The sequence below is a fragment of the Rhizobium sp. Leaf306 genome, assembly GCF_001423425.1.
Taxonomy (GTDB): Bacteria; Pseudomonadota; Alphaproteobacteria; order Rhizobiales; family Rhizobiaceae; genus Neorhizobium; species Neorhizobium soli.
The window spans coordinates 278,290-292,772 of the sequence record NZ_LMNX01000002.1; the positions used below are offsets into that span (position 1 = coordinate 278,290).

Consider the following 14,483-nt stretch of genomic DNA (forward strand, 5'->3'; position numbering starts at 1 on the left):
CTTACTCGATCGTTTCGCCGGGATAGACGCCCCACAGATCCGCCTGTCTGACGAAGCCGGCAAGCCGGCGGTTCTGCAATTGCGCGCGGCACCAGCGGCCGTCGCACCTGACGATATCGAGTTTCACCTCCGCTTGCAGTTGCGCCACCGGCCGCCCGTCGGATGCGGGCGCGATGCGCAACGGCACCGTCTCCTTGATCCAGGGGCCGACCACGGCGGTGCGGTTGCCGGACAGAAGCGCTGCAAACATCCAACCGCTCGCGCCCTGCTGGTCACGCACGCGCCGCCAGTTTCCATATTCCTCGATGATTTCAAGCGGCAGGCCACGGGCGGAATAGACATAGGATGTCGGGTGATCCAGCGAGGGTCCGACGCGCATATGCGCCGTTCGTGATTTCAGCGACACAAAGCGGGGGATCGGAAACCCGGTCGAGCGGCCTTTCTTCCAGCCGTCGTTGAACGCGGCTTGCGCCTGCGGCACGCTGCCCCCTGTTTCGACCGGTGCCAGGATGGCGATCAGGACCAGGAGAGCGGGCAAGGCTCTTCTGGCGCGCGTTCCGATTTCTCCGTTTGTTTTCATCAACCCGCCATCGTTGCTGCAGCCAGCTAAGGCCGGCTGCGGCATTCAAGTCGGTCGTGGTTAGCAGGGCGTTAATCAACGCCGGCTCCGGGGACACGATGCACTCACGATGGGGTTATCGGTCGTCGCTCCCGGCCTGCGCCCGGCAGTCCCTGACGAGCCCTTCGTAAGCGTCCATCGGCGGAAATTCCGCGAAGCTGTGGGTGGCGCCCGTGTTTGCCCAGGGGAATTTCGTCGAGGTGAAGGTTTCGATGAAGGGCGCAAACCAGCTGGCATCGTCGAGCATGGTCGGCCGGATGTTGACGAACCCGTCCATCCCTGTCGCCTTCGTGTAGAGCCAGCTCTTGCAGCGCGAGCAGTGGTAGTGATGGACGTCGTCGCCATGCATGCCGCCGATGACAGGCTTTCCCGCTGTGACCTCGAAACCATCGGCAGGAATGGCGGCCGAGCAGGAGAAGGCGCTGGCGCTCATCTTCTGGCACCCCTTGCAGTGGCAGGCCATCGTGACCAGCGGCGCTGCGCTGATCCGGAAGCGGATTTCGCCGCAGCGGCAGGACCCATCGAGCGGCAGTTTCGGCATCGGCATCTCCTCAGGTGATCCCGAGGAGATAGCGCATCATGCTGACAATGTCAGGCGGGGCGTTTCGGGATATCCAGTCCGCGCTGCACGGCGGGACGGGCTAGGCCGCGTTCCAGCCATTTCGGCACATGGACAAGCTCTTCATAGCCGACGAGGTCGCCGGCACCGTAAAAGCCGATCAGGTTGCGAACCCATCCGAGCATGGAAATGTCGGCGATCGTGTATTCGTCGCCCAACACCCAGTCGCGACCGGCGAGCCGTGTTTCCAGCACGCGGATCAGCCGGGCGCTCTCCTTGGCGTATCGGTCACGCGGGCGCCTGTCTTCGAAATCCTTGCCGGCGAATTTGTGGAAGAATCCGAGCTGGCCGAACATCGGACCGAGCCCGCCCATCTGGAACATCACCCACTGGATCGCCTCGTAACGGCCGGCCGGGTCGGCGGGCAGAAACTGTCCCGTCTTTTCGGCAAGATAGATCAGGATCGCACCCGATTCGAACAGCGCCAGAGGCTTGCCGCCGGGACCATCCGGATCGAGGATTGCCGGGATCTTGCCGTTCGGGTTGAGCGACAGGTACTCCGGCTCCCAGGTCTCGTTCGCGCCGATATTGATGAAATGCGGCTCGTAAGCCAGGCCCGTCTCCTCCAGCATGATCGAAACCTTCACGCCATTCGGCGTGGGCGTCGAATAGAGCTGAAGGACTTGAGGGTTTTGGGCGGGCCAGCGGGTGGTGATCGGATAAGCGGAAAGATCGGCCATGGGGGATCCTCGGGTTGAACTATCCAGCACACCCTAGTTCGGTGACTGCCCGTGGAAAAGAGGAAACGTTTCCGTGGCTGTCAGCCCGAATTGCACCACGAAAAAGCCGGGCGTCCTTGCGGACACCCGGCTCCATTCATTCCGTCCAGGCCGCCGCGATTACAAAGCGATGTCCGGGACTTTCTTGACGTCGCCAGCGGGAGTTACCGTTGCGCTGGCGGCGGCTGCTGCGTTGACCGCCGGGGAGGCGATGGCCAGCTGCAGGCGGGCTTCCGTGGCGGCCCATGCCTTGGCCAGCATGTCCGGGTTCTCGTTCAGCTTCTGGCCGTAGCTTGGAACGATCGTGTGGACGCGTTCCTGCCATTCCGGTGTCTTCAGCTTTTCGGCGAACACCTTTTTCAGAACGTCGAGCATGATCGGGGCTGCGGTCGAGGCGCCAGGCGAAGCGCCGAGAAGGGCTGCGATCGAGCCGTCCTTGGCTGCAACGATCTCGGTGCCGAGCTTCAGCACGCCGCCCTTGACGGGATCGCGCTTGATGATCTGCACGCGCTGGCCGGCCTGCCACAGGCGCCAGTCCTCGGCCTTGGCATTGGGGAAGTAGACCTTGAGCGCTTCGAAGCGGTCTTCGTCGGACATGATCAGCTGGCCGGCGAGATACTGGACGAGCGCGAACTCGTCGGTGCCGACCTTGACCATCGGCCAGATGTTGTCGAGCGTGACCGAAGCCGGCAGATCGAACAGCGAGCCTTCCTTGAGGTACTTCGTCGAGAAGGTGGCGAAGGGGCCGAACAGGATGTGGCGCTTGCCTTCGAGCACGCGCGTGTCGAGATGCGGCACCGACATCGGCGGAGCGCCGGTCTCGGCCTGGCCATAGGCCTTGGCAAGGTGGCGTTCGACGATCTCAGGCTTGTCGCAGACGAGGAACGAGCCACCGACCGGGAAGCCGGCATAGTCGTCGCCTTCGGGAATGCCGGACATCTGCAGAAGCGGCAATGCGCCGCCGCCGGCACCGATAAAGACGAATTTCGCCCGGACCGTTTCGGATGCGCCGGTGTCACGGTTGGAATAGCTGACCGTCCAGGTGCCGTCGTCGTTCTTCTGCATGTCGTCGACTTCCGACGAGGTGCGCAGGGTGAACGTCTGCTGGGCCTTCAGGTGCGCCACGTACTGGCGGGTGATTTCGCCCCACTCGACGTCGGTGCCGAGCGGGCTCCAGGTGACGGCGAGCTTCTGGTTCGCGTCACGGCCTTCCATCATCAGCGGAACCCATTCGGCGATCTTGGCGTGATCGTTGGAGAATTCCATGCCGGAGAAGAGCGGGCTCGCCTTCAGCGCTTCGAAGCGCTTGGCCAGGAACGCGGTGTTGTCTTCGCCCCAGACAAAGCTCATGTGCGGCGTCGAGTTGATGAACGAGCGCGGATCCTTCAGAACGCCGACATCCACCTGGTGGGCGAGGAACTGACGGGTGACCTGGAACGCTTCGTTGATTTCGATTGCGCGGTTGATCTGGACATTGCCGTTGCTGTCCATCGGCGAATAATTGAGTTCGGCGAGCGCCGAGTGGCCGGTGCCGGCGTTGTTCCAGCCGTTGGAGCTTTCCATCGCGACCTTGTCGAGGCGCTCGATCATTTCGATCGTCCAGGTCGGCTCGAGCTGCGAGATGAGAACGCCGAGCGTGGCGCTCATGATGCCGCCGCCGACGAGGAGAACGTCGACCGTCTTTTCGGGAGAGGTGGTTTGCGCCCAGCTCGGAAGCGTCGTTGCGCCAAGTGCAGCAGCGCCGCCCGCAGCGGAGCCGAGAAGCTGGCGACGGCTGACCGCCATGCCGCTTGTGGAGGACGAAATGTTATTGTTCTTGGAAGGCATCGCCACCTCGGAATTGTTGGTGTTTCGCTCCTCCCGCGGCGGTCTCTAAGGGATTTATCATAGACCGACAAGCCCCCGTTGCGGCATTTTGTCGGAAGGACAGCGTGACGCGGCGGCTGTTCATCAAAAGATGATTGAATTCATCTTGTTTTGATCCGGCGGCGTGGATATAGGGCGCGTGCGCCCATCGTCCTTCAACAGGGAACCACTCTCGTGACAGCGATTAAGTCTCTTCTGGCCGTCTCCGGCCTTTGCGCCGCTCTTGGTCTCGCGACTGCCGATCTTGCCGAGGCGGCAACCCAGTACCCGCTGACGATCGACAATTGTGGCGCTTCCGTCACCTTCCAGAAGGCCCCGGAACGGGCCGTCGGACTTGGCCAGAACAGCGCGGAAATCCTGCTGATGCTCGGGCTCGAGGACAGGATGGTCGGAACCGCTTTCTGGCCGAGCAAGGTCCTGCCGCAACTGGAAGAAGCCAATGCCAAGGTGAAGCTGCTGACTGTCGAATTCCCGACATTCGAGAGCATTCTGGCGCAGAACCCGGATTTTGCCGCCGCCGCGCTGCCGAGCCTGATCGGCCCGACCAGCAAGGTTGCCAAGCGCGAGGATTTCGAGAAAGTCGGCGTCCCCACCTATATCTCGCCCAGCACCTGCCTTTCCACCGAAAAGGTGAAGAACGAATACGGCAGCCGCGACCAGCTTTGGAATATGGACCTGCTCTATAAGGAGATCGCCGAGCTTTCGCAGATCTTCGACGTTTCCGAGCGTGGCGAAGCGGTCATCGCCGATTTCAAGGCGCGTGAGGCCGCCCTTCGTTCGAGCGTTGCCAAGGACGGCAAGACACTCTCCTACCTGTTCTGGTTCTCCAGCCAGTCGCCGACCGCCGATGCCTATCTCGGCGGCAAGAACGCGGCCTCCGGCTTTATCGCCGATCTCTTGGGCGGCAAGAATGCCGTGACGGCGGAAGCCGAATGGCCAACGCTTGGATGGGAAAGCATCATCGCTGCCAATCCCGATGTGATCGTGGTCGCCAATCTCGACCGCAACCGCTGGGAGCTGGACAAGCCGGACGCCAAGATCAAGTTCCTGACCACCGATCCGGCCGTCAGCCAGATCGCGGCGGTGAAGAACAAGGCGATGGTGGTGATGGACGGTCAGGCGATGAACCCGACGATCCGCACGATCTACGGCGCCGAACAGGTGGCCTCGCAGCTCAAGGCGCTTGGTCTCCTGAAGTGAGCGAAACGCAGCGACCGATCCCGCAGCAAAGCCGGCATACGGGCCGGCAGAACGGGCGGCAGCTTGCCGTCCTGTTCGGCCTGCTGCTGGCGTCGCTCGCCGCCATCGGTCTCGTGGTCGGAGTGAGCGTCGGGATCGGCGACCTGCCGATCCCGCTTTCGACGACCTATGCCGCAATCACCAACCGGCTGGGCTGGACCGCGATCGAGCTCAACCGCATCCACGAGACGGTCATCTGGGACTACCGCCTCAGCCGGGCGCTGGTCGCATCCTTCTGCGGTGCGGGTCTTGCGCTGTCTGGCGCCATCATGCAGTCGCTGCTGCGCAATCCGCTGGCCGAGCCCTATGTGCTCGGCATTTCCGCCGGCGCCTCCACCGGGGCGGTGGCAATCGTCATTCTCGGGCTTGGCGCTGGCACGGTGTCGCTTTCGGCCGGGGCCTTTGCGGGCGCATTCGCGGCCTTCTTTTTCGTGGCGCTTTTGTCGAACGGCGCGCGGGGTGGGGCGGACCGCACCATTCTTGCGGGCGTTGCGGCGTCGCAGCTGTTCAACGCGGCAACCTCCTATATCGTCACCACATCCGGCAATGCGCAGCAGGCGCGCGACGTGATGTTCTGGCTGCTCGGCAGTTTCGGCGGCGTGCGCTGGCCGGAATTCATGCTGGTGTCTGTGGTCGTCGGGGTGTGCCTGATCGTCTGCCTGTTCTATGCGCGGGTGCTCGACGCGTTTGCCTTCGGAGACGAGGCGGCCGCCTCGCTTGGCGTCAATGTCGGTCGGGCCCGTATCGTTCTGTTTGCGCTGACGGCGATCATGACGGCGACGATCGTCTCGATGGTCGGAACGATCGGCTTCGTCGGTCTCGTCGTGCCGCATGCGGCGCGGTTCATCGTCGGGCCTTTGCATATCCGGCTGCTGCCGGCCTGCGCCATCGTCGGCGCGATTTTCATGGTGCTGGCCGATATCGCCTCGCGGGCGCTGATCCCGCAGCAGGTTCTGCCGATCGGCGTCGTCACGGCTTTGGTCGGCGTGCCGTTCTTCTCCGTCATTCTCTACCGGTTCCAGAAGTCGTCATGAGCATCGAAGCGGAAAATCTCAGCTGGAAGATCGGCCGCAAGACCATTCTCGACGGCGTGTCCTTCGCGGCCGAACCGGGCAAGATGGTCGGGCTGCTCGGGCCGAACGGATCCGGCAAGACCTCGCTTTTGCGCCTGATCGCCGGACTGAAGACGCCGCATGCGGGCAAAGTGACGCTCGATGGCCGCGATATCGGCACGATCGGCCGTCGGTCTATCGCCCAAAGGGTGGCGTTCGTGGAGCAGCATGCGACGACCAATTCCAGCCTGCGGGTCATCGACGTGGTCAAGCTCGGGCGCTTTCCGCACCGGTCGATGTTTTCGGGCTGGTCGCTGGCCGACGACGAGGCTGTGAGTGAAGCGCTGGAACGATCCGGCATGGTGGAAAAGCGAAACGACCGCTGGCAGAGCCTGTCGGGCGGTGAGAGGCAGCGCGTGCATATCGCGCGGGCGCTCGCGCAATCGCCGAAGGAACTGATCCTCGACGAGCCGACCAACCATCTCGATGTCCAGCACCAGATCAGCCTCATGCGGCTGGTTGCCGGTCTGCCGGTCACAAGCGTGATCGCGCTGCACGATCTCAACCACGCCGCGATGTTCTGCGACAGCCTGATCATCCTGCAGCAGGGCAGGATCGTCGCGTCGGGCACGCCGGAGGAGATCATCACGCAGGAACTTCTGCGGGACGTGTTTTCGGTCGATGCGCGGGTGGAAACCTCGTCGCATCACGGGCGGCCGCATATCCACTATCTGCGATAGATCCGAAAACCTCGTATTCGCGCTTCCCTCGCGACGCATTCGTTGTAGGCTCATTTCCTCAGAACGTTGAACACGCACGGGAGAGAGACGGATGACACACGCCGCTTACGCACTGCAGATCGTCCGCGAGTTCGATGTGCCGGCCGAGAAGCTCTACAAGGTCTGGACGACGCCGGAACGGTTCGGCGAGTGGTTCTGCCCGCTGCCCTGGAAAGTGACGCAGGCGCGCGCCGACCTTCGCCCCGGCGGCGAGAGTTTTGTTCTGATGCAGGGGCCAGAAGGCGAAACGGTGCCGAATGCCGGAGTCTATCTGGAAGTCGTGCCGAACAGGAAGCTCGTGTTTACCGACGCCTATACGGCCGGATGGGTGCCCTCGGCCAAGCCGTTCATGACCGGCATCATCGCGTTCGAGGATATCGGCGGCGGACGCTCGCGCTACACGGCAACGGCCGTCCACTGGGCCGAGGAAGACATGATCGCCCACCGGGACATGGGGTTCGAGCAAGGCTGGGGCGTGGTTGCGGACCAGATGGCCGAGATTGCCAAGAAGATGTAGGTTTCACCGAGTCCTTTCAAGCTGTTGGGCCCTATTGCTCGTGTCCTTAATCCGCCAACGGTGCGGCTGACGACGTGAATCCGGGTTTGCCTTCAACTGTCTGAAAACGGATTCCTTTTTGCCTATCCACTCAATCGAACGAACCGTTCGAGAAAATCCGGTTTGCGGGATGTCTGTCCGGTGACTATGTGACTGGCATCAGCAACCGGATATCTTCTGACGATGGAACTCGGCCTTTACACTTTCGGTGATCTCGACCCGACCACGCTCAACAAGGGTGGGGAGGCGGCACGGCGGGTGACGAACCTTCTCGAAGAGATCGAGCTTGCCGACCAGGTGGGGCTCGACGTGTTCGGGCTCGGCGAACATCACCGGGCCGACTATGTGATATCGTCGCCGGCGACGGTGCTTGCGGCGGCGGCCGTGCGCACCAAAAACATCAGGCTGACGAGTGCCGTTACGGTTCTGTCCTCGGAAGATCCGGTGCGGGTGTTTCAGGAGTTTGCGACCGTCGATCTGATTTCCGGCGGCCGGGCCGAGATCATGGCCGGGCGCGGCTCGTTCATCGAATCCTTCCCGCTGTTCGGCTACGACCTTGGCGATTACGACGACCTGTTTTCGGAAAAGCTCGATCTGCTGCTCGCGCTGCGCGACAACGAGATCGTGACCTGGCAGGGCGAAAAGCGGGCGCCGATCAATGGCCGTGGCGTCTATCCGCGGCCGTTGCAGAACCAGATGCCGGTGTGGATCGCGGTTGGCGGCACGCCGCAATCGGTGGCGCGGGCCGGCGCCATGGGCCTGCCGCTTGCGGTCGCCATCATCGGCGGGGAATATCCGCGCTTTGCGCCGTTCTTCAAGCTTTACCGCGAGGCGGCGACGCGGGCCGGGCATGATGCCGCCGCGCTGCCAACCAGCATCGCTGTCCATGGGTTCATCGCCGATACGACCGATATCGCTGCCCAGCAGTTCTACGGGCCGCAGGCTTCGGTGATGGACCGGATCGGTCGCGAGCGCGGCTGGGGACCGACCAACCGGGCGCATTTCGACCAGGCCCGTGGTCCGATCGGCAATCTCTTTGTCGGCGAGCCGGAGCTGGTGGCGGAAAAGATCATCGCTGCCCACACGGTGTTCGGCATGAGCCGTTTCATGCTGCAGATGGCGATCGGCCTTATGCCGCATGATCAGATCATGCGCGGCATCGAACTCTACGGCACGAAAGTGGCGCCGATCGTCAGAAAAGAGATCGGGAGCCCAAAAAGCATTTGACGGGCCGGGTTGTTGGCGCGAAACCGGCGACCTTACAGAGAGTGGACGTGCGGGACGAATGATCATTTCGAACGAAGACGAGCTTGCAAAGCTCAAGGAGATCGGCAGGCTCTGCGCCCGTGCGGTGGATCTGATGGGCAAGGCGCTCGAGCCCGGGATCACCACCCGCGAACTGGATGCGATAGGCCGCAAGCTTCTGGAAGACAGTGGCGCGCAGTCGGCCCCGGAGCATGACTACCAGTTTCCCGGCGCGACCTGCATTTCCGTCAACGAGGAAGTGGCGCACGGAATTCCCGGCGACCGGGCGATTGCGGCGGGCGATCTCGTCAATATCGACGTTTCGGCGCTCAAGGACGGATTTTACGGCGATACAGGCGCGTCATTCTGCGTGCCGCCGGTCAAGCGCGAGGTCGAAAAGCTGTGCCGCGACGGCAAGCGGGCGCTGTGGACCGGGTTGCAGCAGGTGAAGACGGGAAAGCCGATTGCCGGCATCGGCAACGCGATCGGGGCGTTTGCCAAGAAGAACCGCTATACGCTGATCACCAATCTTTCGAGCCACGGCATCGGCCGCTCGCTGCACGAGGAGCCGGGTGAAGTGCCGACATGGCCGGATCCGCAGGAAAGCCGTATCATGGAGGAGGGGCTGGTGTTTACCATCGAGCCGTTCCTGTCGCTCGGCGGCGAATGGGCCGAGGACGCCGACGACAAGAGCGATCCGTGGACGCTCTACAGCGAACCCAAGGCGCCGACCGTGCAGTTCGAGCACACGATCGTGGTGACGCGCAACGGGCCGCTGATCCTGACGCTGGCAGACTAGGCTATCCTAGCTCTGTCAGCAGACCGGCCGAAGAGTCGGCCGTGTCGATCCGATCAGCTTTTCTTGTGTTTGCTGCAGACGATATCCAGCCTGCGATAGAAAGCGTCGGCGCGCTCCTGATTGAGCTTGTCCATCATCAGGCTGGTCTGGCGACGGGCAGCGCTTTCGAGCAACTGGGCAAAAGCCGCGTTGCCGATCTGGTCGGCCTCGCGCAGCTGCGAGATCAAAGGGTCGGACATCACGTCCGAACGGGTAAGATCCTGGTTCATCAATATAAACTCCATCATCCCTACAAAATCGATCCGAACACCTGAAACGGCATTCGAAGGGTACGATGCGTAGATTTCCTAAAATGAACGCCGGCCAGGACATCCGAATCACCGGAGCCCCTGTCGACCTTCATATAATGCCCGTCATTCGTGTCAGCAAAGCGACAGAAGTCGTGATTTGTGGTGTCGGGAATGGGATTGCAGGTGATCCGAATTTGAGGCTGCCCGACCACCCATCAGCGCTCGTCATCGCAGCGATGACAATTTCTGCATTGTGCAGCGCAACTGCCGCTGGGATAAGGCGACATGTTGCAGATCTCTACGCCTCAGGTTCGAACCCCCCTTATGATCGGCGTGTCCGGCGGCGTCGCTATGGCGGCGGCGATGGGGTTCGGGCGGTTCTTCTATACGCCGGTGCTGCCGGGGATGATTGCGGGCATTCCGATCTCGGCTGCCGATGCGGGCACGATTGCAGCCGGTAACTTCGCGGGCTATCTGACTGGCGCCGTGCTCTCGGCCTACGGCTGGGCGTCCGGTCGCGAGCGGCAGGTGGCGCTCGGAGGATTGCTGGCGACTGCGGTTCTTCTGGCTGCCATGGGTCTTTCGACATCGGTCACGGTGTTTGTGGCGATCCGCTTTCTCGCCGGGCTTGCCAGTGCGTTTTCGATGATCTTCACCTCGGCCGTGGTGCTGCCGCATGCGGCGGGCCGTCCGACTGTCGGCATGCTGCATTACGGTGGCGTGGGCGCCGGCATCGCGCTGTCTTCGGCGCTTGCCTTCATCGTCAACACGGTGGCGGGTGATGCGGCGCACGGGTGGCGGATCAACTGGTTTGCGGGTGCGGCAATCGCGTTTCTTGTCTTCCTCCTGGTGTCGCGCGGATTGCCGCGGCCGGCCGGGGAGACGCGGGTACCCGTCGAGCCGAGGCTCGTCTGGAACCGTCCGCTTGTGCTGATAACGCTGTCCTATGGTCTGTTCGGCTTCGGTTACGTGATCACCGCCACGTTTCTTGTCGCGATCGCCCGGATGGGCAATGCCGGGTCGGTGGTCGAGTTTCTGGCCTGGTTCGTCACCGGCTGTGCGGCGGCGGTTTCGCTGTTTGCCTGGCAGCCCTTCGTCAGGCGGCTCGGGCTCGGGGCGGCCTATTGCGCTGCCATCGCGTTGCTGTGGCTCGGCGTGCTGGGCTCGGTGATGCTGCCTGCGGTTCCCGGTGCGCTGTTCGGCGGGTTGCTGCTCGGGGCGACATTCATGGTCGTTACCGCCTACGGGCTGCAGCTCGGGCGCCAGCTTGCGCCGCAAAGCCCGCGCCGCGCCTTTGCCTTCATGACCGCCGCCTTCGGCACCGGCCAGATCGTCGGGCCGCTGGTGGCAGGGTTTATAGCGGAGCGGAGCGGCAGTTTCACGCTACCGTCGCTGATTGCAGCCGGCGCCCTTGTCGTGTGCGTCGGGCTGGCATTGCCGCTGATCCGGTATGTGCCTCGACGGGACGCCTGAGGGCTGATGCTTACATTTATGTAACAATGGTGGGGAACCATTGCCGCTCCCTTGGAACTGCCTTAGTTTCCGGCCACATCGTCCACCCCGACATCATCCTAGAATCGAACTCAGGAAAGCGCGCGCTCCGTGTTCCACTCCTTCTTTCCCCGACCAAAACTGTTTTTCCTTTCGGCGATTGCATTTGCGTTTGTCGCTGTCCTCGCCTGGTATTTTGTTTTTGCCGGTATCGGCGACAGTCTTGGCTTCGGCGCGCCGGAGGGGGCGGTGGAACCATATGACCTCACCTTCTTCCTGATGCCGTCCAATGTCTTTTTCTATGCCTATTTTGCAATCTGCATGCTGTTGTTCGGCGCCGCATGGAGTTTCATCGATCGCTACAATCCGTGGATCGGCTGGTCGGTGTGGGGATCCCTGTTGATCGTCGCCGTCACCTATTTCGGCGTGCAGGTGACCGTCGTCATCAACAACTGGCGCCGTCCTTTCGGTGATACGCTGATGAACGCCCTGCAGGGCAAGCCGGGGACGACGGCATGGGACTTCTACAGTCTGATGCTGATCTTCGCGCAGGTGGCTTTCCTCAGCATGGCCGTATCGATCCTCACGGATTTCTTCACCAGCCACTACATCTTTCGCTGGCGCACGGCGATGAACGACTTCTACATGTCAAAATGGGAGCAGTTGCGCCATATCGAAGGCGCATCGCAGCGTGTCCAGGAAGATACGATGCGGTTCTCCGCGACGCTGGAAGGCCTTGGCATTACGCTGATCAATTCCGTGATGACCCTGATTGTCTTCCTGCCGATCCTGTTCGGACTGTCGAGCTACGTGACGGAACTGCCGATTATCGGGCAGATACCGCATGCGCTGTTCTGGTTGGCGATCTTCTGGGCAACCTTTGGTACCGTTCTTCTGGCAACTGTCGGCGTCAAGCTTCCGGGGTTGAATTTCCGCAACCAGCGCGTTGAAGCCGCCTACCGCAAGGAACTTGTTTACGGCGAGGACCATGCCGATCGCGCCCAGCCTGCGACGGTCAGAGAACTCTACGGGAATGTGCGGAAGAACTATTTCCGCATGTACTGGCATTACCTCTATTTCAACGTCGCCCGCTATTTCTACATCCAGGCGGACGGGCTTTTCCTGCTGTTCATGCTGGTTCCAACCATCGTCGCCGGCAAGATTACCTATGGTATCTACCAGCAGATCGCCACGGCCTTCGGGCAGGTGTCGAACTCGTTCCAGTATCTCGTTAACTCCTGGACGACGATCATCGAGCTTTTGTCGATCCACAAGCGCCTGAAGGCCTTCGAGGCGGCGATCGATGGTGAGCCGCTGCCGGAGATCGACCGGAATTATCTGGTGCGTGAAGCGGAAGGCGGGGAGATGGCGGCGAACAAGCCGACCTGATCGGCGCGTCGTTTCCAGATAGCAGACAGCAGTTTTGGCCGCGCCGGGTGACTAGTCCGGCGCGGTTTCTCGTTCAGGGGAAGGGCAGGCGGCGCAATAAGGGTATTTTGGAGTTCAGGCTTTCCGCCTGCCGGGACCGTTTCCGATGATTTTCGGGGTATAGCCTGCCCGAAAAGCGTCACGGCCATCATCGGAACCGGTTCTTTCGAACCTGTTGGTGATGCCGGTTCGCGAACCCGGTTTCCCGCCCGATGACGCAAGCATTATCACCCGGCCCGACAGCGTGAGGACGGGCGGTTTTCAGAAAGATGATAATCCGTTGGTTTCAAACGGAGATAACGTGCATTAGCGGATTTTTCGGACGCCTTAGGCGACAGCTTTGCGGCGGAAGCGCATCTGGTTCAGCGTCCAGCCGGCAAGGCAGCCGATGGCGGCGCCTGCGGCCTTGACCAGTGCGTCATCCATATGGGCATGGCGCGAGGGCGACAGGAGCTGCAGCATCTCGATGCCACCAGCCCCGATCAAGAGCAGAACTGCGCAAAAAATCCACTGGCGCGGATAGGCGACGACGAAGAGGAAGGCCATCACGGCGAAGGCCGCCGCCCGGTCGACATCGACGGGCAGGAGGTCGTGCGGCCGCAGGTCGATCGGCGAGATCGTCACGAAGACGATTGCGGCGAGCGCCAGCCAGGCCAGGGTTCTGGCCGGATTTGCGAGAAGGCGGTTTGTCATCAGGGTGTCATACCGAATTGTGCTGCATTGCGAAAATCGAATCGTCGCCCGCGGTTAACGGCGTCCAGCAGATGGCTACAGGCCGGACGTTGCCTTGGCCTTGCGACGTTCTGCGATCATGGGGATGGCCTGCTTGTAGCTGACGCAGGCGACATCGTCCCTATTGCAGACTTCCGAGACCAGCCGTTCCATCGCCCGCCAATAGGCACCGCCGTTCATCTCGACGAAGTGAAAGCCGAGCTGAACAGGAATGCGGTCACCGTCGTATTCGCGGTCGAAGGCGGCGCGGAACGCGGAATAGGCGCGGTCCTCGAACGTGGACGACTGGCTGGGATTGTCGATGCCGCCGGAATGGCGGATGAACAGATTGTAATCCATGGCGATGAGCGGTCGCTGCGACGGGCCTTCGGGAATGAGCGGCAGGCCGAAGCGGATCAGCCTGTCCTCGTCGTCGGGCATCATCGGCCCCTTGGTGACGAGGCTTGCGTCATAGGTGAAGCCCGCCTTTTTCTCGGCGGCAGTCATGCCGGCGCTGGTGGAGAAATAGGGGGCCCGAAAACCATGGATGTCGTTCGCCACGAAATCCTTCCAGCCGTCGGGTTCGCTGTCGCCAGCACCGATCGCCGTCCAGGCATTGCCGAGGACGCGCGAGAAGGTCGTCATCTCGGCGCTCCAGTCTGCCGCGGACCAGTCCTTGCCGTCGAAGTGGCCGCAGGTGTGGCTGGAAATGTCGTGGCCTTCCTGATGCGCCTGCCAGATATGGGAAAGCCGTTCTCGCGCTTCGTCTTTCGTCTGGGCAAAGCCGATATTGGAGCGGCCGGGCTTGTGGCCCGGTCCCTGATAGGTCGACCGCTCGGCGCGGGGGATCAGCAGCGTGCAGGACAGGAAGTAGGTGAAGTGGGCGTTGTTGGACCTCGCAAAATCGCGGCTGCGCTGCCACAGGTGGTTGGGACCGGCGCCATCGAAGGAGACGATCAGCAACTGTTTCGGCCGCTCGTCTGCGCTCAGCGCCGGGGAGGCGAGGCAGAGGCAAAGGGCGATGGAGGAAAAGAGCAAACGCATGGCAACCCGGTACTGTGTCCAAAGGG

At 62.1% G+C, this 14,483-nt stretch carries 15 protein-coding genes; 8 read left to right on the plus strand and 7 right to left on the minus strand.

The features are described from left to right. Nucleotide 1 precedes the first annotated feature (1 nt). The 4 genes from ASG19_RS09215 to mqo all read right to left on the minus strand — a co-directional run bounded on the left by ASG19_RS09215 (nt 2) and on the right by mqo (nt 3,784). Nucleotides 2-580: an SH3 domain-containing protein gene (locus tag ASG19_RS09215; protein ID WP_162238139.1), complete on the minus strand. Its 579-nt coding sequence runs from the start codon at nt 578-580 to the stop codon at nt 2-4. Nucleotides 581-695: 115 nt separating this feature from the next. Next, complete coding sequence (locus tag ASG19_RS09220) at nt 696-1,166, minus strand: GFA family protein (RefSeq protein ID WP_062455536.1); 471 nt, start codon at nt 1,164-1,166, stop codon at nt 696-698. 44 nt (nt 1,167-1,210) lie between these two features. Beyond that, a complete protein-coding gene (locus tag ASG19_RS09225; RefSeq protein ID WP_062455539.1) occupies nt 1,211-1,918 on the minus strand; it encodes a glutathione S-transferase N-terminal domain-containing protein in 708 nt (235 codons plus the stop codon). Between the two features lie 159 nt (nt 1,919-2,077). Continuing rightward, nucleotides 2,078-3,784, minus strand: a complete 1,707-nt coding sequence (gene mqo, locus ASG19_RS09230) for a malate dehydrogenase (quinone) (protein WP_062455542.1) — start codon at nt 3,782-3,784, stop codon at nt 2,078-2,080. Nucleotides 3,785-3,997: 213 nt separating this feature from the next. On the opposite strand from mqo, the gene ASG19_RS09235 reads away from it, so the two are divergent. From ASG19_RS09235 to map, 6 genes are all read left to right on the plus strand, one after another. Next, on the plus strand, nt 3,998-5,023 hold the full coding sequence (locus ASG19_RS09235; RefSeq protein ID WP_062455545.1) for an ABC transporter substrate-binding protein: 1,026 nt from the start codon (nt 3,998-4,000) through the stop codon (nt 5,021-5,023). Between the two features lie 71 nt (nt 5,024-5,094). Then, entirely contained in the window at nt 5,095-6,096 is a 1,002-nt protein-coding gene (locus ASG19_RS09240) for an iron chelate uptake ABC transporter family permease subunit (RefSeq protein ID WP_156466494.1), read from the plus strand. Further along, the gene (locus ASG19_RS09245) at nt 6,093-6,854 is read left to right on the plus strand and encodes an ABC transporter ATP-binding protein (protein ID WP_062455548.1); all 762 of its coding nucleotides are present in this window, start codon (nt 6,093-6,095) and stop codon (nt 6,852-6,854) included. The genes ASG19_RS09240 and ASG19_RS09245 overlap by 4 nt, the downstream gene beginning before the upstream one ends. A 91-nt stretch (nt 6,855-6,945) precedes the next feature. After that, nucleotides 6,946-7,410: an SRPBCC family protein gene (locus ASG19_RS09250; RefSeq protein ID WP_062455551.1), complete on the plus strand. Its 465-nt coding sequence runs from the start codon at nt 6,946-6,948 to the stop codon at nt 7,408-7,410. A 222-nt stretch (nt 7,411-7,632) separates the two neighbouring features. Beyond that, entirely contained in the window at nt 7,633-8,676 is a 1,044-nt protein-coding gene (locus tag ASG19_RS09255; RefSeq protein WP_062455554.1) for an LLM class flavin-dependent oxidoreductase, read from the plus strand. 58 nt (nt 8,677-8,734) lie between these two features. Further along, nucleotides 8,735-9,493 (plus strand): type I methionyl aminopeptidase, encoded by a 759-nt coding sequence (gene map / locus ASG19_RS09260; RefSeq protein ID WP_062455555.1) that lies wholly within the window; start codon nt 8,735-8,737, stop codon nt 9,491-9,493. Nucleotides 9,494-9,546: 53 nt separating this feature from the next. Here map and ASG19_RS09265 read toward each other — a convergent pair whose 3' ends face one another. Then, complete coding sequence (locus ASG19_RS09265; protein WP_062455558.1) at nt 9,547-9,762, minus strand: hypothetical protein; 216 nt, start codon at nt 9,760-9,762, stop codon at nt 9,547-9,549. 306 nt (nt 9,763-10,068) lie between these two features. On the opposite strand from ASG19_RS09265, the gene ASG19_RS09270 reads away from it, so the two are divergent. Together ASG19_RS09270 and sbmA are read left to right on the plus strand one after the other, a co-directional pair. Further along, nucleotides 10,069-11,256, plus strand: a complete 1,188-nt coding sequence (locus ASG19_RS09270) for a YbfB/YjiJ family MFS transporter (RefSeq protein ID WP_062455560.1) — start codon at nt 10,069-10,071, stop codon at nt 11,254-11,256. Nucleotides 11,257-11,385: 129 nt separating this feature from the next. Beyond that, complete coding sequence (gene sbmA / locus ASG19_RS09275; protein WP_062455562.1) at nt 11,386-12,663, plus strand: peptide antibiotic transporter SbmA; 1,278 nt, start codon at nt 11,386-11,388, stop codon at nt 12,661-12,663. Between the two features lie 366 nt (nt 12,664-13,029). Here the strand turns inward: sbmA and ASG19_RS09280 are convergent, their stop codons facing one another. Both ASG19_RS09280 and ASG19_RS09285 read right to left on the minus strand, forming a co-directional pair. Continuing rightward, entirely contained in the window at nt 13,030-13,395 is a 366-nt protein-coding gene (locus ASG19_RS09280; RefSeq protein ID WP_062455565.1) for a VanZ family protein, read from the minus strand. A gap of 75 nt (nt 13,396-13,470) precedes the next feature. Beyond that, the gene (locus ASG19_RS09285) at nt 13,471-14,457 is read right to left on the minus strand and encodes a hypothetical protein (RefSeq protein ID WP_062455569.1); all 987 of its coding nucleotides are present in this window, start codon (nt 14,455-14,457) and stop codon (nt 13,471-13,473) included. Nucleotides 14,458-14,483 lie beyond the last annotated feature (26 nt).